At 55.4% G+C, this 21,052-nt stretch carries 21 protein-coding genes and 1 tRNA gene; 20 read left to right on the top strand and 2 right to left on the bottom strand.

From position 1 onward, the window contains the following. Positions 1-312, bottom strand: a complete 312-nt coding sequence (locus BKP64_RS07005; protein WP_070967799.1) for an Mpo1-like protein — start codon at positions 310-312, stop codon at positions 1-3. A gap of 141 nt (positions 313-453) precedes the next feature. Here BKP64_RS07005 and BKP64_RS07000 point away from each other — a divergent pair, with 141 nt between their 5' ends. From BKP64_RS07000 to secF, 18 genes are all read left to right on the top strand, one after another. After that, positions 454-1,008, top strand: a complete 555-nt coding sequence (locus BKP64_RS07000; RefSeq protein ID WP_070967796.1) for a nitroreductase family protein — start codon at positions 454-456, stop codon at positions 1,006-1,008. Positions 1,009-1,244: 236 nt separating this feature from the next. After that, positions 1,245-1,643, top strand: coding sequence for a flagellar basal body rod protein FlgB (flgB, locus tag BKP64_RS06995; RefSeq protein WP_070967794.1), 399 nt, complete (start codon positions 1,245-1,247; stop codon positions 1,641-1,643). 34 nt (positions 1,644-1,677) lie between these two features. After that, complete coding sequence (gene flgC / locus BKP64_RS06990) at positions 1,678-2,127, top strand: flagellar basal body rod protein FlgC (protein ID WP_070967790.1); 450 nt, start codon at positions 1,678-1,680, stop codon at positions 2,125-2,127. Between the two features lie 18 nt (positions 2,128-2,145). Beyond that, positions 2,146-2,823, top strand: a complete 678-nt coding sequence (locus BKP64_RS06985; RefSeq protein ID WP_070967787.1) for a flagellar hook assembly protein FlgD — start codon at positions 2,146-2,148, stop codon at positions 2,821-2,823. A 27-nt stretch (positions 2,824-2,850) separates the two neighbouring features. Continuing rightward, complete coding sequence (locus tag BKP64_RS06980; RefSeq protein ID WP_070967784.1) at positions 2,851-4,764, top strand: flagellar hook protein FlgE; 1,914 nt, start codon at positions 2,851-2,853, stop codon at positions 4,762-4,764. Between the two features lie 75 nt (positions 4,765-4,839). Then, on the top strand, positions 4,840-5,592 hold the full coding sequence (locus BKP64_RS06975) for a flagellar basal body rod protein FlgF (protein ID WP_070967783.1): 753 nt from the start codon (positions 4,840-4,842) through the stop codon (positions 5,590-5,592). 82 nt (positions 5,593-5,674) lie between these two features. Continuing rightward, a complete protein-coding gene (flgG, locus tag BKP64_RS06970; RefSeq protein ID WP_070967780.1) occupies positions 5,675-6,463 on the top strand; it encodes a flagellar basal-body rod protein FlgG in 789 nt (262 codons plus the stop codon). Between the two features lie 3 nt (positions 6,464-6,466). Beyond that, entirely contained in the window at positions 6,467-7,168 is a 702-nt protein-coding gene (flgH, locus tag BKP64_RS06965) for a flagellar basal body L-ring protein FlgH (RefSeq protein WP_070967777.1), read from the top strand. After that, complete coding sequence (locus BKP64_RS06960) at positions 7,165-8,262, top strand: flagellar basal body P-ring protein FlgI (RefSeq protein WP_070967773.1); 1,098 nt, start codon at positions 7,165-7,167, stop codon at positions 8,260-8,262. The genes flgH and BKP64_RS06960 overlap by 4 nt, the downstream gene beginning before the upstream one ends. Before the next feature lie 8 nt (positions 8,263-8,270). Next, the gene (flgJ, locus tag BKP64_RS06955) at positions 8,271-9,257 is read left to right on the top strand and encodes a flagellar assembly peptidoglycan hydrolase FlgJ (protein WP_070967770.1); all 987 of its coding nucleotides are present in this window, start codon (positions 8,271-8,273) and stop codon (positions 9,255-9,257) included. A gap of 5 nt (positions 9,258-9,262) precedes the next feature. Then, a complete protein-coding gene (gene flgK / locus BKP64_RS06950) occupies positions 9,263-11,296 on the top strand; it encodes a flagellar hook-associated protein FlgK (RefSeq protein WP_070967768.1) in 2,034 nt (677 codons plus the stop codon). Positions 11,297-11,339: 43 nt separating this feature from the next. Continuing rightward, positions 11,340-12,566, top strand: coding sequence for a flagellar hook-associated protein FlgL (gene flgL / locus BKP64_RS06945; RefSeq protein WP_070967765.1), 1,227 nt, complete (start codon positions 11,340-11,342; stop codon positions 12,564-12,566). A gap of 83 nt (positions 12,567-12,649) precedes the next feature. Beyond that, positions 12,650-12,736 (top strand) — tRNA-Leu (locus BKP64_RS06940). Between the two features lie 33 nt (positions 12,737-12,769). Next, the gene (gene queA / locus BKP64_RS06935; protein ID WP_070967762.1) at positions 12,770-13,873 is read left to right on the top strand and encodes a tRNA preQ1(34) S-adenosylmethionine ribosyltransferase-isomerase QueA; all 1,104 of its coding nucleotides are present in this window, start codon (positions 12,770-12,772) and stop codon (positions 13,871-13,873) included. A 14-nt stretch (positions 13,874-13,887) separates the two neighbouring features. Beyond that, on the top strand, positions 13,888-15,009 hold the full coding sequence (gene tgt / locus BKP64_RS06930) for a tRNA guanosine(34) transglycosylase Tgt (protein WP_070973592.1): 1,122 nt from the start codon (positions 13,888-13,890) through the stop codon (positions 15,007-15,009). 29 nt (positions 15,010-15,038) lie between these two features. Continuing rightward, positions 15,039-15,401, top strand: coding sequence for a preprotein translocase subunit YajC (gene yajC / locus BKP64_RS06925; protein WP_070967759.1), 363 nt, complete (start codon positions 15,039-15,041; stop codon positions 15,399-15,401). A gap of 81 nt (positions 15,402-15,482) precedes the next feature. Then, positions 15,483-17,357, top strand: coding sequence for a protein translocase subunit SecD (gene secD, locus BKP64_RS06920; protein ID WP_070967756.1), 1,875 nt, complete (start codon positions 15,483-15,485; stop codon positions 17,355-17,357). Beyond that, positions 17,350-18,303: a protein translocase subunit SecF gene (secF, locus tag BKP64_RS06915; RefSeq protein ID WP_070967753.1), complete on the top strand. Its 954-nt coding sequence runs from the start codon at positions 17,350-17,352 to the stop codon at positions 18,301-18,303. The genes secD and secF overlap by 8 nt, the downstream gene beginning before the upstream one ends. Before the next feature lie 76 nt (positions 18,304-18,379). On the opposite strand, the gene BKP64_RS06910 is transcribed toward secF, so the two are convergent. Continuing rightward, positions 18,380-19,180, bottom strand: coding sequence for an inositol monophosphatase family protein (locus tag BKP64_RS06910; RefSeq protein ID WP_070967749.1), 801 nt, complete (start codon positions 19,178-19,180; stop codon positions 18,380-18,382). Between the two features lie 184 nt (positions 19,181-19,364). On the opposite strand from BKP64_RS06910, the gene trmJ reads away from it, so the two are divergent. Further along, positions 19,365-20,225: a tRNA (cytosine(32)/uridine(32)-2'-O)-methyltransferase TrmJ gene (gene trmJ, locus BKP64_RS06905; RefSeq protein WP_083329290.1), complete on the top strand. Its 861-nt coding sequence runs from the start codon at positions 19,365-19,367 to the stop codon at positions 20,223-20,225. Next, positions 20,218-20,997, top strand: a complete 780-nt coding sequence (gene cysE / locus BKP64_RS06900) for a serine O-acetyltransferase (protein ID WP_070967742.1) — start codon at positions 20,218-20,220, stop codon at positions 20,995-20,997. The genes trmJ and cysE overlap by 8 nt, the downstream gene beginning before the upstream one ends. Positions 20,998-21,052 lie beyond the last annotated feature (55 nt).

Genomic DNA, 21,052 nt, shown 5'->3' with positions numbered 1-21,052 from the left:
TCAGAAACGTATTCTGCCAATGAGCATGTCCCTGAACATGACCCAGTCGCCCATCAGGCTGTACAGTGGGTATTGGAACGTCGCGGGTCGGTTTTTCTCAAACCTGAAGTGGCCAACCCAGGCAAACCCGTAACCAATCACCGGAAGTAGCAGTAGCCAAGCCAGTTTGCCAGATGAAATGGCCCACACGGCAACCAGCAATACCAGAAGGCTGCCGGTAAAATGCAGGCGACGACAGGTAACGTCGCTGTGCTCTTCCAGGTAATATGGATAAAATTCAGAGAAGTTGTTAAATGTTTGTTGGTTACTCATGGTGCTGCTACCGCATCATTTATAGTTGTTAGGCAGACGGGCTACGACTAAAGGTTAACAGTATTACGTATAACCCACAATTCACGGAATTGATTTGGGGGGGAACCAATTTTAACCACTGCCATCTCACAGCGAGAAGATATGACCGCAGTCAGTGATTTTCTGCTCAACCGGGCTTCCGAACCGAGGCTTGAGGCCCCGGCGCCGGACCGGGAAACTCTGGATCGTGCCATCGCCTGTGCCACCCGCGCACCTGACCACGCACTCCTGCGCCCTTGGCGCTATCTGGTTATTGAAGGTGAAGGGCTGATGGCGCTTGGGGAGCTGTTCGCCTCAACTTGCCCCAATAACAGTGACAACCAGCAGATAGAAAAGCTGCGGAAGGCACCTTTGAGGGCCCCGATGGTTATTGTTGCCATTGCCTCGCCGACCATTCATCCAAAGGTGCCGGAGGTGGAGCAGGTTATGTCGGCGGCGGTAGGCGTCGGCTTTCTGGAGCTGGCCCTCCAGGACGCCGGGTACGGTGTGATGTGGCGAACCGGCAGCGTTGCCTATCATTCGGTTGTCCGAAGCGGCCTCGGGCTTGAGGACAGGGAGTCGATCGTTGGCTTTCTCTATGTCGGTACAGTTTCTTCTGAAAAGCCCCGCGTACCCAGGCCTGACGTCAGTGAAATCCTTCAGCAATGGCCGGGATGACCCGACCATTTTTCTGCTCCTGACCCCCGGCAATCGAACCGGGGGAAACAGCTTGCCGCTTTTTCCTCAATGTGACTCCTGCTTTCCCGACTTGTCCGGGTTTTATTCGCCGGTCCGCCCTGTAGCCCTCTGATTCAAAGACTTTTTAAATCATGGCATTCACTTTGCTTTAACCCTTCCAGAACGCATAACCGGCAAAACCGACCGGCAGCACGGTGAGGTTTTTGGGAGGCAGTATGGCGATTTCATTTGATAGCGCGTTGGGCATTCATCAGCACGCACTGGAGGCTCGGGTAAAGCGGGCTGAGGTTCTGGCAAACAATCTGGCAAATGCCGACACCCCGGGGTTTAAAGCGCGGGATGTGGACTTCCAGGCCATGATGCAGCGTGCCCAGCAATCGGTCAGCGGCTTTGAAATGAGCAAAACCAACGATGCGCACATGGACACGTCTTCCGGCGCCGCTGAATCGGATCTGCTGTATCGCACGCCAAACCAGCCATCGGTTGACGGTAATACGGTAGATGCCCAGCAAGAGCAGAGCCGGTTTATGAGGAATGCCATGGATTACCAGGCGAGCTTCCAGTTTTTGAACAGCAAGTTTTCAGGGCTCACCAAGGCCCTGAAAGGCGAATAAGTCGCAGCGTCCCGATTAGCGAAGGAGAGACTTCATGTCATTGGGCAACATTTTTGACATCGCCGGATCCGGCATGACCGCGCAGTCACTGCGGCTGAATACAACGGCTTCCAATATTGCCAATGCCGAGACGGCCAGCTCGAGTACAGAGACGGCTTACCGTGCCAGGAAACCAGTGTTCGCCGCCATCCAGCAATCCATGCTGAATCCTGACAACCAGGGGTTGGGCATGACCAGCGAGCAGGGCCCGGGTGCCGGCGTTCGTGTTGAGGGTGTTGTGGAGAGCGACGCCGAGCTACAGATGCGTTACGAACCTGATCATCCTGCTGCGAACGAGGATGGCTATGTGTTTTATCCGAATGTGAATGTCGTAGAGGAAATGGCCGATATGATGTCGTCGTCCAGGAGCTTTCAGATGAACGTAGACATCATGAACACGGCCAAATCCATGATGCAGCGCATCCTGACCCTTGGTCAGCAGTAAAACGGTGAGGAGCAGATAATGAGCGTAACCAATACCAGCAGCGCCTCGGATGTTCTGAGCCAGTACCGGACAACCCAGCAAAACGGTGCCAACAGGAACAGCGAGCTGGGCAGAAACGAATTCATGGAATTGATGCTGGCCCAGCTGAAGAACCAGAACCCTCTGGAGCCGCAGGATAATGGTGAGTTTATCTCCCAGTTGGCGCAGTTCAGTTCGCTGGAAGAAATGCAGAAACTCTCTGGCACCGTTGATGATGTGGTTGGCCAGTTCCGGTCCACCCAGGCCCTTCAGGCTTCAGCCATGGTGGGTAAGACGGTGCTTGCGCCTTCGGGCGTCGGAATCCTCGGAGCCGAGGGCGAAATCAGCGGCACTATTGAAGTCCCGGCTTCAACCGGGGGACTAAGGGTCTCTGTTCAGAGCCAGAGCGGAGAACTGGTACGTCAGCTTGATCTGGGTAGCAGGCCGGCGGGTGTTCAGTCCTTCTCCTGGGATGGTCAGGACGGCAACGGCAATCCATTGCCGCAGGGTCCCTACAAGATCGTAGCTGAAGCGTCATATCCGGGTGGCCCTCAACAGCTGGCGACCATGGTTAGCGCTAATGTCGACAGTGTTTCACTGGGTCAGGGTGGTTCTATCACACTGAACCTGGCCGGAATGGGGTCCATAGCCCTGTCCGACGTAAAACAAATCAACTGATACCGGTGTCAGACCAAGGGGTGAATCATGGCATTTAATACAGGGCTCAGTGGCCTCCGGGCAGCATCGGTAGATCTGGATGTGACCGGTAACAACATCGCCAACGCCAGTACTGTGGGCTTTAAAGGAAGCAAGACTCAATTCGGGGACTTGTATGCCAGCGGTTTCCTGAGTGCGGGCACCAACCCCATCGGCGATGGGGTTCGGGTTCAGGACGTCAAGCAGTCGTTTGGTCAGGGCAACATCAGCTTTACTGACAGCGGCCTTGATATGGCGATCAGCGGCGACGGCTTTTTCATCCTCAACAACGGGGGAGAGGTTCGCTATTCCAGAGCCGGCCAGTTTGCGATCGACAAAGAAGGGTTTGTCATCAATAACCAGAACATGCGGGTGCAGGGTTACACTGCGGACGACGACGGAAACCTTTCCGGTATTCGGAGTGATCTTCAGGTCGAGACCGATAACCTGGCTCCAAGGCGGACAACCAGTCTGGTGTCAGATCTGAATCTCGACTCCCGCGAGTCCGTTCTGGAAACCAGGGTTCGCGATATCGGGCCACTGACAGTTGCCAGTATTCAGGGCGAAACCTTCGATATCCAGTACAACGACGGCACCGCCGATTACCCGGTGAGCATCGATCCTGCTGCCACCGCCAGAGAAGCCGCAGCGGCCATTAATAACGCTCCGGGCATGAGTGCCTCAGCCACCACGACGGCCACATTCAGCGGTGCGCAGCAGCTGGACGATAGCTATATTACGACCGCCGGGCCAACCAACTTTGCGTTCAGTCTCAGTATCAATGGCTCTCCGCTGGCTCTGGATACGAGCAACATCACGTCACTGCAGGACCTGGTTGATTCGATCAATAACTCGAGCGAAACGGCCATCTCAGCATCCGTCGTGGATGACGGAACCGGAACGGACGTTCTCCGGGTTATTCACAACCAGGGAGAGACGCTGTCGTTCGCGTTTGACAATGACGGGAATCTGACCAGCGGTACCGAGACCACGGGCACGGTTCTTGGTGATGTCAATGCGACGGCAGATCGTGTGGTCGCGGGTGTTTCCGACCCAGCAGCCGGTGATTTTGCGACCGCCTTCGCCACATCCCCCATCCGGATTGCCAACGAATTCAATCCACTGGACCAGCGAACCTACAATCACGCCACCTCCACCAACGTCTTCGACAGCCTTGGTAACTCTCACGAAATGACGCAGTTTTTCGTGAAAGAACCTTCACCGGGCAGCGGCGTTGGTGTAAGCGAGTGGTCGGTTTATCTTCAGATTGATGGCGAAATGGTAGCCGGTACGGATACTTCTCCTTACACCGCGCGCTTTGATGAAAGCGGGAACCTTCAATCTATTAATGGAGATCCGTCCGGTGAAATCGTGATCTCGGACTGGATCCCTAAAGATGAAAGCGGCCAACCTAATGGTGCCGATGGTCCGCCTGCGGCGGGGACCCAGGTGGTGACTCCAATTCCCGAGCCTCCGACGTCGTCAGCGTTTGTTCTCAACCTTGCGGAAACAACCCAGTATGGGGCGAGCTTTGGGGTCAATGATCAGCAGCAGAATGGCTATACCACAGGCCGTCTGTCCGGGCTGGATGTGTCTGACCAGGGTGTTCTCTTCGCCCGGTACACCAACGGCCAATCCCAGGCACTGGGCCAGGTAGCTCTGGCCTCCTTCAATAATACCAATGGATTGTCTCCGGTGGGTGATACCTCCTGGGTAGAAACCTTCGATTCCGGCCAGCCGATCATAGGCGCGCCGGATACCGGAACCCTGGGTTCAATCAAGGCGAGCTCAGTGGAGGAGTCCAATGTTGACCTGTCCGCGGAACTGGTCAACCTGATCATTGCCCAGCGGAATTATCAGGCCAATGCCAAGACCATTGAAACCTCCGATGCGGTCACCCAGACCATTATCAATCTCCGTTAATCCTCAATAAACGAGATATGGCACGACTCCTGCAAGAAGACTGGAAACAGTCAAAATTCCGGCAGGAGTTTTCCCATGGACAAAGCCCTATACATCGGTATGTCAGGCGCCAAGCAGAATATGCTGGCCCAGCGTGCCCATGCCAATAACCTGGCCAACGTCAGCACCACAGGCTTCAAGAGAGATTTCGCCCAGGCCCGCAGCATGCCCGTGTTCGGCGAGCACCATCCGACCCGGGCGTACGCGATGACAGAGAGGCCAGGTACTGACTTGTCCGCCGGCGCGCTGATGGACACCGGCCGTAAACTCGACGTGGCGGTAGAGGGTGATGGCTGGCTGGCGATTCAGAATGATCAGGGTGAAGAAGTATTCACCCGTACCGGCAGTCTGCAGATTGATGTGAACGGCTTGATGCGCCTGCCCGGTGGTGAACCGGTACTGGGGAACGGCGGTCCCGTTGCGCTCCCTCCATTCGAGAACGTCGAGATTGGCGCAGATGGAACTGTATCCATAATTCCTGTCGGCGGCGCGCCAGATGAACTCGTTGAAGTAGATCGGCTGAAACTGGTGAATCCACCTTCTGGCTCTCTCGAGAAGGGTCTGGACGGATTTATGCGCCGTAGGCCGGATCAGGTAATTGATGGCCCCGAGCCGCCTGATGCCAACATGCGTGTGGCTTCCGGTTTTCTGGAAAGCTCCAATGTTAATGCTGTGCAAGAGATGATCTCTAACCTCCAGTTGTCCCGGCAATACGAAATGCAGGTGAAGGTCATGAGCGCCGCAAAGGACAATTCTGAAGCGGCGGCACGGCTGTTGCAGAACCTCTGATATTGACTGAACACAATGGCCTGACGGGCTGAAAGCGGCAAAAACTGGCCGCATCAGCAGCCCCCGGCAAGGAGTAAAAATCATGCATCCAGCACTTTGGGTCAGTAAAACCGGTTTGAGCGCGCAGGACACCAATATGTCCACGATCTCCAATAACCTGGCCAACGTTAACACCACCGGCTTCAAGCGGGATCGGGCGGTTTTTCAGGATCTGCTGTATCAGGTTAACCGGCAGCCAGGTGGTCTGAGTACGCAGAATTCCGAGCTTCCCTCGGGGCTCCAGTTGGGTACCGGTGTGCGAGTGGTCGGCACGGCCAAGCAGTTCTCTCAGGGCAACCTGCAAATCACCGAACAGCCGCTTGATATGGCCGTGAATGGACGGGGCTTTTTTCAGGTTCAGCTCCCGGATGGTCAGATCGCTTATACCCGGGACGGTCAGTTCCAGCTTAATGCCAACGGCGACGTCGTGAATCCGGACGGTTACGCCCTTGAGCCTGCCATTACCGTCCCGGATAACGCGACCAATATCACTATCGGCAAAGACGGCACGGTGACAGCGGTCACCGATGATCAGTCTGCACCGGTCAACCTTGGCCAGATTACCCTCGTGGACTTCATTAACCCACAAGGCCTTCAGGCTATCGGTAATAACCTGTTCAAGGCGACCAATGCCAGCGGAGATCCGGCTGAAGGTGAGCCGGGACTTGCCGGGCTCGGCGCCATTGAACAGGGGACTGTTGAGGCATCGAACGTGGAAGTGGTGGAAGAGCTTGTCAATATGATCACCACTCAGCGGGCCTATGAGATGAACTCCAAAGTAGTCTCTACAACCGATCAGATGCTCCAGTTCATTACCAACAATATTGGTTAAGTCATGAAACGCATCATTCAAACGAGTAAATCCAGGCAGGTGCGCACCTTGGCGCTCGTTGGAGCGCTGATCCTGCTGCAGGGGTGCACCGCCATGAGTCGCCCCCGGGCCGTGCCGGATGATCCTGAATATGCGCCGGTTCGTGCGCAGGCAATGATGCAGAAAGACCCTCAGTCGGGTGCCATTTTCCAAAGTTCCCGGAACTACAACTTTTATGGCGATACCACAGCGCTGAATATCGGCGATGTGCTGACCATTACCCTTGAGGAGTCCACCCGGGCGAGCAAGAACGCTGATACCAGCATTACCAAGGATAACGACATTACCCTCCCGGAACCGACGATTCTCGGGAAGAGCAATTTCGGCATTGCCACGTCGCTCAACCAGCAGCGGGATTTCGAGGGTTCGGCCGAAGCGGATCAGAGCAACAGTCTGGCGGGTAACATCACGGTCACCGTGACAGAGGTTTTGCCCAATGGTGTCCTTCGGGTCAGAGGTGAAAAATGGCTGTCGCTGACGAACGGCGATGAATTCATCCGGCTTACCGGGCTGGTCCGCCCTCAGGATATCCAGCCAGACAATACGGTCGCCTCGACCCGCATCGCCGACGCCCGGATTGCCTACGGTGGTACCGGTGATTTTGACCAGGCTAACCAGATGGGTTGGGCGGGGCGCTTCTTCAACAGCGAATGGTGGCCATTATGAGTCTGAAAAGAGCCTTGGCGGCCGTAATGGTTCTGGTGCTCCTTGCCGCACCGGTAATGGCTGACCGACTGAAAGATCTTGCCCGCATCAAGGGTGTCCGGAATAACCAGCTTGTAGGCTACGGCCTCGTGGTGGGGCTGGACGGAACCGGCGACAAGGCCCCGTTCACCAATCAGACCTTTCGGAACATGATGAACCAGTTTGGTGTAACACTGCCTGATGGCGTCAACCCGAAACTGGAAAACGTTGCGGCAGTGACCGTGAGCGCAACTTTGCCTCCGTTTGCCAAGCCGGGGCAGGAGCTGGATATCACCGTTTCTTCCATTGGCAATGCGGACAGTCTGAGAGGTGGCACACTGTTGATGACCCCGTTGAAGGGTGCTGATAACAATATTTATGCCATGGCGCAGGGCAGTCTCGTGGTTGGAGGCTTCGGTGCCCAGGGCCAGGACGGATCCCGGATCACCGTCAATATTCCAAGCGTCGGGCGGATTCCAAACGGCGCGACCATAGAGCGTGAGGTTTACTCGCCTTTTTCGCAGGGCGACACCATAACCTTCAATCTGATGCGCGCGGATTTCACCACGGCGCGCCGGGTTGTTGAAGCCGTTAACGGCCGCCTGGGGCCGGACATGGCTTACGCCCATGATGCGACATCGATTTCAGTCAGGGCGCCCCGGGATCCCTCCCAGCGGGTCAGTTTTCTGTCCATTCTCGAAAATATCGAGGTTGATCCGGCCCAGGATGCGGCCAAGGTAGTCATCAATAGCCGTACCGGGACCATTGTGGTTGGCCAGAATGTGAAAGTAAGCCCGGCGGCGGTTACCCATGGCAACCTGACCGTCACTATTCAGGAAAACCCGGAAGTGGTTCAGCCCAACCCGTTCGCTGAGGGCGAAACGGCGGTGCAACAGGATACCCAGATTGCAATAACCGAAGATCCGGCACGGATGTTCAAGTTTGGTCCGGCTGTCACCCTGAATGAAATTGTTCAGGCGGTTAATCAGGTGGGTGCGGCGCCCGGCGATGTCATGGCGGTTCTTGAGGCGCTCAAGCAGGCCGGCGCATTGCGCGCCGAGCTGATTGTGATTTAGGTGACGTGATGCAGGATTATCAGGTTAAACAGGCTCAGGTTTACACCGATTTCAATGGTCTGAATGCGCTGAAATCTCAGGCACGAACCGATAAGCAGGCGGCGCTTGAGGAAGTGGCGCGTCAGTTTGAGAGCCTGTTTCTGTCCGAAATGCTCAAATCCATGCGTAAGGCCGGAGATGTATTTGCCGAGGGCAACTACCTGAACAGCAAACAGTCCGAGTTTTACCGGGATATGTTCGACAGCCAGCTCAGTCTCACAATGGCTGAAGATCAGGGAGCCGGGCTTGCGGATGCACTGGTCCGGCAGCTCAGCCGACAGATTCCAGGTATGGCCGGTGAAGGTGAAAAACTGGCGGCCCACAAGGCAAGCCTTGGCGATTACGATCGAAGTCTGCCGGCCTTGTCGCCGCGCTTGCCCGAGCAGGTTGAAAAGGTGATGTCGGTAGCCGACACGGCTGCTTCCAGACCCCTGGAAAATCCGGAGCCATTACCGGAGCGGTTTGAGTCGCCTGAGCATTTTGTTCGTGAGTTGCTGCCAGTGGCTGAACGCATTGCCCGCGATAAGGGCATTGATCCGAAACTGATGGTTGCCCAAGCCGCGCTCGAGACTGGCTGGGGGCGCCACATGATCAAGGGTGATGGAGAAGAGCCGAGCTTTAACCTGTTCGGCATCAAGGCCGACCAACGGTGGCAGGGTGATTCAGTAACCATTACCACAACCGAATACCGGGAAGGGTTACCCATGAAGGAGCAGGCGGATTTCAGGTCTTATCCAGACTATGAGTCGAGCTTTCGCGATTACATCTCCTTCCTGGAGTCAAATCCACGTTACCGGGAGGTCCTTTCGGCTGCTGACCAACCCGAGGTCTTTGCAGAAAGACTTCAGCAAGCGGGCTATGCGACCGACCCTGATTACGGTGACAAGATCCGCCGGATCATGAACCGTGACTCACTGATGACACTGTCTCTGGGCAGTGAAGGGATGAAGGAGTAACTGTTATGGCTGGGCTGATAGGTATTGGTCTTACCGGCATCCTGAGTCATCAGGCGGCACTGAACACCACCGGAAACAACATTACCAACGCCAATACTCCCGGGTATAGCCGTCAGGAGGTCCAGTTCGATACCCAGGAAGGCCAGCGCACCGGGGCAGGGACCATTGGCAGTGGGGTGAGTGTTACCAATATTCGTCGCCTCGCGAATGAATACCTTGTGCAACAGGTTAGGGAAGACAGCACCCTGTCCAGAGAGCAGGAAACCCTGAACTCTGAACTGACCCGGCTTGATAACCTGCTCGGTGGTGAGACGACCGGGCTGAGTACCGCCCTCAATAATTTCTTTGCCAGCCTGCAGAACGCCGCCGAAGACCCGACATCGTTGCCTCAGCGACAGCTGGTACTGAGCGAGGCGCAGCAAATCGTCAGTCGATTCGAAGCATTGAATCAGGAATTTATTCAGCAGCGTGAGTCCGTCAAGACTCAGATGGAACAGGGTGTCAAAGATGCCAACACGCTGCTCAAAAGCATTGCGGAACTGAATCTTGCGATCTCGGAATCACCGGGTTTGGCTCAAGGTCAGATGCCCAATGAGTTACTCGACAAGCGGGATGAGAAGCTCCGACAGCTATCGGAACTGGTCAGTATCAAGGTGTCAGAGGCGGAGGGTAGTCAGGTTAACGTCTCGCTGACCAACGGACTCTCCCTGGTGGTTGGCAATAACGCCGCCCAGTTTGGCACGCGGGAAAGTGCGGAGGATCCGACACGTCTTGAATTTACGCTGAGCAATGGCGGGCGGACACTCAATGTCGATGAGCAGATTACTGGTGGTAAGCTCGGCGGTCTGCTGCGGTTCGACAATGAAGCGCTGAAGCCGGCTTTCGATGAGCTGGGCCGTATTGCCATTGCCCTGGCAGATACCGTGAACCACCAGCATGAGATTGGCATGGATCTGGAAGGCGATCTGGGCGGATTGTTTTTCACGGATATTAACTCCGAAGCGGAGCAGCGCAGCCGGGTAGTCGCCAATGCCAATAACCAGCTGCCCCAGACCGGGCTGCTGGCTGTGGAGATTACCGATAGCGCCAAACTGGCCGCAGGCAGTTACACCCTTCAGTTTAGCGGTGATGGTCGCAGTTTTGAGCTCATTGACAAGTCAACCGGAGAAACCGTCAATCAGGGCCGGTTGCCGGATCCGGTTCAATCAGAAATATCGATGCCCGGATTTAATATCCGCGTTGAGGGGGGTGCCTTCAATGCCGGCGACAAGTATCTGATTCAGCCAAGCCGAAATGCTGCCGAGAGTATTGCTCTGGTGGTTAATCGTGAAGAGGATCTTGCCTTTGCGAGCCCTGTCCGGGCTTCGTCGGGTGATCAGAATATTGGAACGGCCAAGATTGACCAGGGCACGATGCTGAATGTCCGGAATCCCTTCACCAACTCGCTCTTGCCCGGGTTTCAGACTGCAGGGGCGCTCAGTAACGGGCCCTTGACCGTGTCGTTTGCGTCTGGGGGCCCCACTGGCCTGACATTCACGGTAACGGATTCCTCGGGCACCGCAATCGGAGCGACAAACCAGCCTTACAATGCAGGCCAGGTTAATGAGTTGTTCAGCGAAAATCCTGCCAGCGGTGCCGACTATCAGGGGTTTCAGTTCAAGGTAACGGGACAGCCAGCAGTGGGTGACACCTTTACCATCGGATATAACACCAATGGCGTTTCCGATAACCGTAACGCGGAGTTGCTTGCCGCGTTAGGCACGGCCAATACGCTTAATAATGGTAGCCAGAGTTTTACCGAGGGTTATGCCGGCCTGGTCGAGGATATCGGTGTCAAAACCCGGCAGAGCCAACTGGATATGGATGCCGGCAAAACACTTCTGGAGCAGTCGACCAATCAGCGAGAGGCCATATCCGGGGTCAACCTGGATGAGGAAGCCGGCAAGCTGATTCAGTATCAGGCCGCCTACAATGCGTCTGCGCAGGTTATGTCGGTGGCTCAGGACTTATTCAATACGCTGTTACAGAGTTTCCGGTAATGGAACGGGTAACGGTCGGGATGGCAGCGTGAGGTGATGTGAGATGATTCGAATTTCATCGCAACAGATTTTTTCCGGTGGCATTAACCGCCTTCAGGAGTTGAACAGTAGCCTGAATAATACTCAGCAACAGATTTCCACGGGCAAGCGTGTCAACAAGCCCTCGGATGATCCTGTGGCTGCTGCACGGATTTTGAAACTGGATCAGGAGCTGGCCCGCGTCGAGACATACCAGCGCAATGTGGACCTGGCGGATAACCGCCTGAACCAGGAAGAGAGCGCGCTGGAAAGCTCTGTTGATATTATTCAGCGGGTCCGGGAACTGACCGTGCAGGCAGGTAACGGGTCGCTGGCTCCCAACGATCGCCGCTCGATTGCTTCGGAATTGAAAGAACGGCTCGGTCAGCTGGCGAATGTAGCGAACACCCGGGATGCCTCCGGCGAATATATTTTCAGCGGTTTCCAGGGGTCGGTGCAGGCGTTTCAGCAAGACGCCACCGGGAGCTGGCAGTATCAGGGCGATGAGGGGCAGCGCGTTCTGGAAATTGATGACGGAGTCACTGTGCCTATCAGTGATCATGGTAAAGGGATTTTCGTCAATGTGCCTGCGGCGGTTACCGGAAGTGTTCCTTCCTCCCCCACCAGCGGGTCTATATCCGGGGTAAGGGTAGTTAACGAGGCGGCGCTCAATGCGGCTTATTCCGGCGGATTTCCGGATGACATTACGCTTCAGGTCGATAACAGTGTGCCCCCGAATGTTCTGGCTTTTGATAGCAGTGGCGCTCCCTTGCCGGTCGATCCTCCTCAGTATCAAAGCGGAGAAACCTTTGTTGTTGCCGGGGTTGAGGCCAGTATTACCGATGCGGTTCCGGGAGCCGGGGATGTATACACGTTGAACATCAATGAAAAACAGTCCGTTTTCGGAACCATTGAAAATCTTATTGCCGGTCTGGAGTCCATTGATAAGACCAACAGCCTGGGCAACGCGGAATTTGATGACCTGATCGCCAATTCGCTGATCAATCTCGATAATGCCCAGGAAAGTATTATTCTGAAGCAGACGGAGCTCGGCGGGCGGATGAACGCGGTCGAGTCCACCAAGACTTTTCTGGAAGACTCGTCGGTGTACACCAATGAGATTCGGTCAGAATTGCAGGATGTAGACTACGCCGAGGCGATCAGTAATCTGAGTTTCCAGAGCTTCGTTTTGCAGGCCGCGCAACAGTCTTTCGCCCAGGTATCCCAGCTATCATTGTTTGACAGACTCTAAATATTTGAAGGCTGGGGCAGATCTGTCCGCTGCCCGTATTGCTTTCGCGGGAGAGCTCAGTATAATCCCCAGCACTTTCTGATGGCGGCGTGGTGAAATTGGTAGACACGACGGATTCAAAATCCGTTGGGGTAAAACCCGTGGCGGTTCGAGTCCGCCCGCCGCTACCATTCTTTCCCGCTCTGTCGTGAATAGTCCATTCCATGAATGTCTCCGATTTTCATTTTGATCTACCGGATGAGCTTATCGCCCGCTATCCGCTTCCTGAGCGGACAGCTTCACGTCTCCTGTGTCTCAATGGCCTTTCCGGCGACACCGCTCACCGCCATTTTACCGATCTGACTGACTTGCTTCAGTCCGGCGATCTTCTTGTGTTCAACGATACCCGGGTCATCCCCGCCCGCCTTTTCGGTAAAAAGGAAACCGGTGGCCAGATTGAAATTCTGGTTGAGAGAGTCACCGGAGAGCACGGGATTACTGCCCATGTTCGTGCGTCGAAAGCGCTCAGGAGTGGGCAGAATGTCATCCTTGAAGATGGCACGGTCATGCGGATGACGGGTCGGGACGAGGCATTGTTTCATCTGGTTTGCGAATCCTCCGAGCCGGTTCTGGATGTACTCGAGCGTATTGGGCACATGCCTTTGCCGCCCTATGTGGATCGCCCTGATGAAGGCTCCGATCGTGAGCGTTATCAAACAGTCTATGCAAAAGAGGCTGGTGCGGTTGCCGCACCAACGGCGGGCCTGCACTTTGACGAGAAGCTTCTTGAACATCTCCGGGAAATGGGCGTTGAGACCACGTTCGTTACGCTGCATGTAGGTGCCGGAACGTTTCAGCCGGTTCGTGTTGACCGTATAGAAGATCATGTCATGCACAGCGAAGTGGTGCATGTGCCCCAGGATGCTGTTGATGCCGTCGAGCGGACAAGGGCTCGGGGCGGCCGGGTTGTTGCCGTAGGGACAACCTCCGTTCGCTCCCTGGAGTCTGCAAGCAGGGGAGGTCGCCTGCGGGCATTTCGCGGTGAAACAGACATCTTTATCAGTCCGGGCTACCGTTTCGAAACCGTTGATGCGCTGGTAACGAATTTTCACTTGCCCGAGTCGACGCTGATCATGCTGGTAAGCGCGTTTGCCGGTTATGAGAATGTCATGAATGCATACCGGGCGGCCGTTGCCGAAGAATACCGTTTCTTCAGTTATGGCGACGCTATGTTTATTACCGGTCAGGCGCCTAGCAGGGGAATGCTGCTTGGTGCTTCCGAACCTATTACTGATTCCAAGCAAGATAACGCCGGGGAGGCTGTGTGACCGAGTCCTGTTTCATGTCATTTGAAAAGTTCGGAGAAGATGGCCGAGCCCGCCGGGGCCGGTTGACCTTTCCCCGTGGATCGGTCGAAACACCAGCGTTTATGCCTGTAGGCACCTACGGTACGGTCAAGGGAATGCTGCCCCGGGATATTGAAGAGATTGGTGCCGAGATCATTCTGGGTAATACCTTTCACCTCATGCTTCGCCCAGGCACCGAGGTGATCAAGGCCCATGGCGATCTTCATGATTTCACTCAGTGGAAAGGGCCCATATTGACCGATTCTGGCGGTTTTCAGGTATTCAGCCTCGGGGAGATGCGGAAAATCACGGAGGAGGATGTAACCTTCAGGTCCCCGGTGGATGGCTCGCCGGTCAAGTTGTCGCCGGAGATTGCCATTCAGGTCCAGCGTGACCTGGGTTCGGACATTGTCATGATCTTTGACGAGTGCACGCCTTACCCGGCCACCGAGCAGCAGGCCAGGGACTCCATGGAGCTTTCGCTGCGCTGGGCCGAGCGTAGCAAAAACGCCCACCAGGGCAACCCGGCGGCGTTGTTCGGGATCGTTCAGGGTGGTATGTACGAGAACCTTCGTGAGCGGTCGCTGGATGGTCTGACAGAGATCGGGTTTGACGGCTATGCCATCGGTGGCCTGTCCGTAGGCGAGCCGAAGGAGGACATGATCCGAATTCTGGACCATCTTCCTCCCAGAATGCCCGAAGACAAGCCGCGCTATCTGATGGGCGTCGGTCGGCCCGAGGATATCGTTGAGGCGGTGCGTCGTGGTGTTGATATGTTTGACTGTGTCATGCCAACCCGTAACGCACGGAATGGCTACCTGTTCACGTCGACCGGAATCGTCAAGATCCGTAATGCCCGTCACCGTCATGATACGTTGCCGCTGGACGAGCGCTGTGATTGTTATACGTGTAAGAATTTTTCGAGAAGTTATCTGCATCATCTGGATAAATGTGGAGAAATGCTCGGCTCCCAGTTGAATACCATTCATAACCTGCGGTTCTATCAGAACCTCATGGCTGGATTGCGTGGGGCCATTGAAGCAGGTACATTGTCGGACTTTGTAACCGACTTCTATGCTCTTCGCGGCGAGACAGCTCCGCCGATGAGCACTGACTGAACTTATTGCTTAACCAACGGAGATATTCAATGAAATCGATTAAATTGCTCGTAGCTGGCCTAATGGCAATCATGCCCACGCTGGCGATGGCACAAGACGCTGCAGCCCAGGGTATGGGTGTGATGGGGCAGGTGATTTTCTTCGCCGGCTTTATCCTGATTTTCTACTTCCTGATCTGGCGTCCGCAATCCAAACGTGCCAAAGAGCATAAAGCCCTGATGTCCGGCCTGAACAAGGGCGACGAGATCGTTACTTCCGGCGGCGTTGCCGGCAAGATTACCAAGGTCACCGACGATTTTATTGTTGTTGAAATTGCTGACAACGTTGAGATCAAGGTGCAGAAGGTTGCTGTTGCTGCAGCTCTGCCCAAAGGAACTCTGAAGGACATCTGAGCCGGAGGCCGTAACCCGACGGTTTGATTCTTTCTGGCTGAAACACCAAGGCCGGCCTTTGGCCGGCTAAATAGGGATCCCATGCTGAACAAGTATCCGCTTTGGAAAAACCTGGTTATCCTGGTCGCGCTTGTGATCGGGTTTATCTACGCTTTACCCAACCTTTTCCCTGACGATTATGCCATCCAGATTACTGGTGCCCGAAGCAGCACAGAAGTTAACGAAGGTGTGCTGGACCGGGCTGTCAAGGCTTTGGAATCGGAGGGTATAGAGGTAAAAAGCAGCACGCTTCAGGATCGGGATGCCCTGATTCGCCTTACCACTGCTGAAGGCCAACTGCAGGCCCGGCCTGCCGTTCAGTCCGTGCTGGGTAACGAGTACCTCGTCGCATTGAATATGGCGCCCTCGACTCCGGATTGGCTGAAGAGCCTCGGTGCCGGACCCATGAAGCTCGGTCTCGACCTGCGTGGTGGTGTCCATTTCCTGTTGGAAGTGGATATGGAGACGGCGGTTAACCAGCGCCTGGAGGCGCTTTCGGGTCAGATCAAGGGTGATCTTCGGGAAGAGCGTATTCGCTATCGTGGTGGCAATGTCGAAGGGCAGCGTCAGATTGTCCTGAGCTTCCGTGACGAAGAATCTCGTGCCGAGGCCTTCGATCTGATTCGTGGGCAGTACAACCAGTTCCTGATGGACGAGCGAACGGAAGGTGAGGAGCGCCAGATTGTGCTCTCGCTTTCGGAGGCGGAAGTTAAGTCCATTCAGGAGTACGCGCTGGAGCAGAACCTGACCACCATCCGCAACCGGGTTAATGAGCTTGGTGTAGCGGAACCGCTGGTTCAGCGTCAGGGAGCTGACCGGATCATCGTCGAGTTGCCCGGTGTGCAGGATACGGCCCAGGCCAAGCGAGTTCTTGGCGCTACGGCGAACCTGGAGTTTCGTCTGGAGGCGCGTCAGGACGCGCCGGCAGGCGAGGTTGAAGAGTTTGGTTTCCGTGACAATCCCCAGCGGACAGCCCGCCTGGAACGTGATGTGATTACGACGGGCAATAACGTCGCGAATGCTCAGCAGGCATTTGACGAGAACGGTCAGCCGCAGGTGAATATCACCATGGATTCCGTCGGTGGCGACCAGATGAACCGTGCAACTCGTAACGCCATTGGTCGTCGCATGGCGGTACTCTTTATTGAATTCCGCACTGAAACAGAAAACCGCATGGTCGATGGTGAGATGACGACTGTCGACAAACGGGTCGTTGAGAAAGGCATCATCAGCCTGGCGACTATCCAGTCTGCGTTGGGTAGCAGTTTCCGGATTACCGGTCTTGACTCGATTCCCGAGGCGGCAGAGTTGGCGTTGTTGCTGCGTGCCGGCGCCCTCGCGGCACCGATGTACTTTGTCCAGGAACGGACGATTGGTCCAAGCCTTGGTCAGAAGAATATCGACGCTGGTGTGATGTCAGTGCTGCTGGGCTTTGTCCTCGTCCTTCTTTACATGTTGGTTTATTACCGGGGCTTCGGTCTGATTGCCAACGTGGCACTGACACTGAATCTCATGTTACTGATTGCCTGTATGTCCATACTTTCCGCAACACTGACCTTGCCGGGTATCGCCGGTATAGTGCTGACAGTTGGTATGGCTGTGGATGCGAACGTACTGATATTTGAGCGCATAAGAGAAGAGCTCAAGTCCGGGCTACCACCTCAGTCTGCAATCAATTCGGGCTACTCAAGGGCGTTTGTCTCGATTTTCGATGCCAATATCACGACCCTTTTGGTTGCGGTAATCCTGTTTGCCATGGGCTCCGGCCCGGTCAAAGGCTTCGCCGTAACCCTGTGTCTGGGCATCCTCACCTCAATGTTCTCCGGGTTGATGGTCAGTCGCAGCATCGTGAACCTTGTTTATGGCGGTCGCAAGATCGAGAAACTGTCGATCGGAGGGAAGCTCGCAAATGTCTGAGCACGATAAGAAACCGTTTGATTTTATGGGGTTGAGGAAGGTTGCTTCAATCCTCTCAATTACGCTTCTGGTTATTTCCGTCGTATTACTTGCGGTGCGCGGGCTTAACCTGGGTATGGACTTCACTGGTGGTACGTCGGTCGAATTCGAGTATGTCGAGGCTCCCGCTCTTGGTGAAATTCGGGCCACCCTGGATGCGGCCGGCTATGAGCAATTTGTCGTGCAGAATTTCGGTGCGGACACGACTGTCCTGGTCCGTCTTGCTGAAGCGGGCAATGATAAACTTGGCGAGGAAGTAACCCGTGCGCTGACAGCGAGTGGTGACGAGCTTGAACTGATAAGTTCCGAGTTCATCGGTTCTCAGGTTGGCGAAGAGTTAAAAGAAGACAGTGGCCTTGGTTTACTGCTCGCTCTCGCAGTCGTTCTGATTTATGTCGGGATGCGCTTTCAGTTCAAGTTCGGTATCGCATCGGTGTTGCCCCTGGCTCACGATGTCGTCATTGTTCTGGGGTTTTTTGCCCTGTTCCAATGGACATTCGATCTTACGGTACTGGCGGCGTTGCTTGCGGTTATTGGTTACTCCCTGAACGACACCATTGTCGTGTCGGACCGGATCCGTGAAAATTTCCGAAAGATGCGTGTCGGGAGTTCCTGGGACATCATTAATACCTCGATTCACCAGACTATCAGCCGTACGATCAACACTTCCGGAACAACACTCGTTGTTCTACTCGCCCTTTACCTGTTTGGCGGCGAGGCGATTAACAACTTTTCGTTGGCTCTGATTATCGGTGTCGTCGTGGGTACTTATTCCTCTATTTACGTTTCCGCAAGCTTGCTGGTTGCGTTTGGTGTTTCCCGCGAGGACCTGATGCTTCCGGCGAAAGAAGGTGCCGACAATGGCGAAGAAGAGGAACAGCCGCCGGAGTGGCTGAACCGTATGTAAAGAGACCTGTGGGCATAAAAAAACCGCCACTCCCTCGGGATGGCGGTTTTTTTTATGCCCGAAGGACCGCAGTCGGTCAGCGGGGCAGGCGACCTCTGAAGGGGTGCAGTACCTTCAGGACTTCACGGAAAAGCTTGGGGTTGGCGACAATCAACTGACGGGCATTGCCGGTTGAGGGGTTTCCCGAGAAATCACCGGTCAATGCGCCGGACTCCATTGCGATGGTGACGCCGAGGTCCAGGTCCGCCGCTTCTGGTCGAAAGATGACCGCAGCATCCAGGCTGCCTGAAGAAACCCGGGCAATGTCCAGTGCGACGCAGCCGGATGTCCGGAACATGGCGGATTCGCGGGCGAGTACTGATGCCATTTCACCCCACAGCTGGGGATCCTCGCTCTTGCGGGCCTGATCGAGCAGGTTGCTGGAGATGGCTGCCATTTTGGTTTGTTTGATGTCCGAAGCACGAACCCTCCGGCTGTTGAGGGCCGCGCCGTGCCCACGGCTGGCGGAATACTCTTCGCCGGTCACCGGGTTCACGATCAGCAGGTTCTCGGTGCGGTTGTTTTTCTTCTGGGACAGAGCCAGGGCAAATTCGGGGATGCCTCTGAGAAAGTTCTCGCGTCCCAGAACCGGGAAAATGTGCCAGCTTCTCTCGCTGGTGTCAGCGCTCGCCTCATTAAGAGCGGCGATGCTGTGATCCTTGTAGGCCTTTTCGAGTTGTTCCGCAAAATTGTCGTAAATAGACTGCTCAACCCGATCCAGCTGACGGCGGCGTTCTGTGTCGTCCTTGCCGGAAGGTTCCTGTCGCTCGAAGTGTGCTTTCAGGTAGTCGGACCCCTGACGCGCTACGCGAAGGGCCATTTTGATAGCTGGTTGCATCTGAGTGTTCATTATCCGGGTGTGTGAAGGCCGGCTATGATAGCAAAAGATGACCCCGCTTGTATGTTTTTCGACTTAGCAATAGCACGGATACCAAAGGATTAGGGCATTCCCGCACAGGCGGGAGGTGGATCGTTTCTGGTATCATGGGCGATCTTATTCATTCAGCTTGGACCTGCTTACGATGCACAAACCGGCACTTCCGATGGGCATAGACACATTCCAGGATCAGATCCGTATCGTTCTGGTTGAAACGTCGCACTCGGGTAACATCGGTGCAGTGGCCCGAGCCATGAAAAACATGGGGCTGGGCAATCTCTGGCTGGTCAATCCGAATTCGTTCCCCGATGAGGCGTCATACGCCCGAGCGGCCGGGGCGTCGGATGTCCTGGATCGGGCCAATGTTGTGTCGTCCCTGGATGAAGCCTTGTCCGGCTGCACACTCGTGATGGGCACAAGTGCGCGTGGGCGCAAGGTTCCCTGGCCGGTGATCCCACCGCCGGAGGCAGCGGTAGCCGCCTGTCAGAATGCCGAGAAGGGAAATGTGGCACTGGTGTTTGGTCGGGAAAATCATGGTCTGAGCAACGATGAGCTCCAGCGCTGCCACTACCATATCCATATACCGTCCAACCCCGACTACAGTTCCCTGAATCTGGCGATGGCTGTTCAGGTTATGTGCTATGAGTTGAGGATGTATCATCTCCGCGGTCTTGAAGCCGGGGCGGGGAGCCCATATTTAAAGCCCATGACTGCACCGGGAGATCCCGGCTGGGATATCCCTCCCGCTCCGGTGAACGATGTCGAGGGTTTTTTCGGGCACCTTGAGCAGGTGCTAACGGATGTGGATTTCCACCGACGAGACAACCCTCGTCAGCTGATGACCCGCTTGCGGCGGCTGTTTCAGCGCGCGAGACTGGATCAGATGGAGATTAACATTCTCAGGGGCATACTGACCGCAGTGCAGAAAGCGGTTGGTGCCAGCGGCAACCGTAAACCAACCGATGCCGATGCGAAGGCGACGGGACAGGAAAATGGCCATGTTTGAGCGTTTGAGGGAAGACATTAAGAGCGTTTTTCACCGGGATCCGGCGGCCAGGAATACGTTCGAGGTTTTGACCAATTACCCGGGGCTGCATGCCTTGTTGTTTCACCGGTTTGCCCACCGGCTATGGCGGATGGGGCTGAAATGGCTGGCCCGCACAATCTCGACAGTTGCGAGGTGGTTGACCGGCGTTGAGATTCATCCGGGAGCGACGATTGGTCGGCGCTTTTTTATCGATCATGGCATGGGCGTAGTGATTGGTGAGACCACTGTGATTGGCGATGATGTTACCCTTTACCAGGGCGTGACCCTGGGCGGGACGAGCTGGAACAAGGGTAAGCGGCACCCAACGATCGGTAATGGTGTAGTCGTCGGCGCCGGGGCCAAAATTCTTGGCCCGTTTGAGGTGGGAGAGGGCGCCAAAGTGGGTTCGAACTCTGTGGTCACCAAAGCGGTTCCTGCCGGAGCAACTGTTGTCGGTATCCCGGGGCGGATTATTGTCAAGCGCAAAACCGAAGACGATGATGTGCGTCGTAAGGAGATGGAAGAGCGGATGGGCTTCGATGCCTATGGTGTAACCGAAGAAATGCCTGACCCGGTTGCTCGCGCCATGCGTTCATTGCTGGACCACATGCACGCTGTTGATGATCGTATTGAGAACATGTGCAAGGCCATTCGTAAGGTGAACAGTGAATACCAGAACGGTGCGCTCCCGCCGCTCCATGAGGAGGATTTTGACTGCGTCCGGGACGAGAGCGAAGAGACACGAGGCTGAATACTTGACTGAAATAGTAGGTCAATTCATACTCGCGTCTGTGAAATTAGATTCA

Origin of the sequence: Marinobacter salinus, from assembly GCF_001854125.1 — a bacterium.
In the GTDB taxonomy this organism is placed as follows: domain Bacteria; phylum Pseudomonadota; class Gammaproteobacteria; order Pseudomonadales; family Oleiphilaceae; genus Marinobacter; species Marinobacter salinus.
This window is presented reverse-complemented; position numbering and strand designations above follow the sequence as displayed.

Excerpts from the sequence above, each read along its gene's own strand:
- BKP64_RS06910 (WP_070967749.1), bottom strand. The coding sequence starts at position 19,180 with ATGCAACCAGCTATCAAAATGGCCCTTCGCGTAGCGCGTCAGGGGTCC.
- secD (WP_070967756.1), top strand. The coding sequence starts at position 15,483 with ATGCTGAACAAGTATCCGCTTTGGAAAAACCTGGTTATCCTGGTCGCG.
- queA (WP_070967762.1), top strand. The coding sequence starts at position 12,770 with ATGAATGTCTCCGATTTTCATTTTGATCTACCGGATGAGCTTATCGCC.
- BKP64_RS06975 (WP_070967783.1), top strand. The coding sequence starts at position 4,840 with ATGGACAAAGCCCTATACATCGGTATGTCAGGCGCCAAGCAGAATATG.
- flgB (WP_070967794.1), top strand. The coding sequence starts at position 1,245 with ATGGCGATTTCATTTGATAGCGCGTTGGGCATTCATCAGCACGCACTG.
- BKP64_RS06960 (WP_070967773.1), top strand. The coding sequence starts at position 7,165 with ATGAGTCTGAAAAGAGCCTTGGCGGCCGTAATGGTTCTGGTGCTCCTT.
- trmJ (WP_083329290.1), top strand. The coding sequence starts at position 19,365 with ATGCACAAACCGGCACTTCCGATGGGCATAGACACATTCCAGGATCAG.
- flgH (WP_070967777.1), top strand. The coding sequence starts at position 6,467 with ATGAAACGCATCATTCAAACGAGTAAATCCAGGCAGGTGCGCACCTTG.
- BKP64_RS07005 (WP_070967799.1), bottom strand. The coding sequence starts at position 312 with ATGAGTAACCAACAAACATTTAACAACTTCTCTGAATTTTATCCATAT.
- flgL (WP_070967765.1), top strand. The coding sequence starts at position 11,340 with ATGATTCGAATTTCATCGCAACAGATTTTTTCCGGTGGCATTAACCGC.
- BKP64_RS06985 (WP_070967787.1), top strand. The coding sequence starts at position 2,146 with ATGAGCGTAACCAATACCAGCAGCGCCTCGGATGTTCTGAGCCAGTAC.
- yajC (WP_070967759.1), top strand. The coding sequence starts at position 15,039 with ATGAAATCGATTAAATTGCTCGTAGCTGGCCTAATGGCAATCATGCCC.
- flgC (WP_070967790.1), top strand. The coding sequence starts at position 1,678 with ATGTCATTGGGCAACATTTTTGACATCGCCGGATCCGGCATGACCGCG.
- tgt (WP_070973592.1), top strand. The coding sequence starts at position 13,888 with ATGTCATTTGAAAAGTTCGGAGAAGATGGCCGAGCCCGCCGGGGCCGG.
- flgG (WP_070967780.1), top strand. The coding sequence starts at position 5,675 with ATGCATCCAGCACTTTGGGTCAGTAAAACCGGTTTGAGCGCGCAGGAC.
- cysE (WP_070967742.1), top strand. The coding sequence starts at position 20,218 with ATGTTTGAGCGTTTGAGGGAAGACATTAAGAGCGTTTTTCACCGGGAT.
- flgK (WP_070967768.1), top strand. The coding sequence starts at position 9,263 with ATGGCTGGGCTGATAGGTATTGGTCTTACCGGCATCCTGAGTCATCAG.
- BKP64_RS06980 (WP_070967784.1), top strand. The coding sequence starts at position 2,851 with ATGGCATTTAATACAGGGCTCAGTGGCCTCCGGGCAGCATCGGTAGAT.
- BKP64_RS07000 (WP_070967796.1), top strand. The coding sequence starts at position 454 with ATGACCGCAGTCAGTGATTTTCTGCTCAACCGGGCTTCCGAACCGAGG.
- secF (WP_070967753.1), top strand. The coding sequence starts at position 17,350 with ATGTCTGAGCACGATAAGAAACCGTTTGATTTTATGGGGTTGAGGAAG.
- flgJ (WP_070967770.1), top strand. The coding sequence starts at position 8,271 with ATGCAGGATTATCAGGTTAAACAGGCTCAGGTTTACACCGATTTCAAT.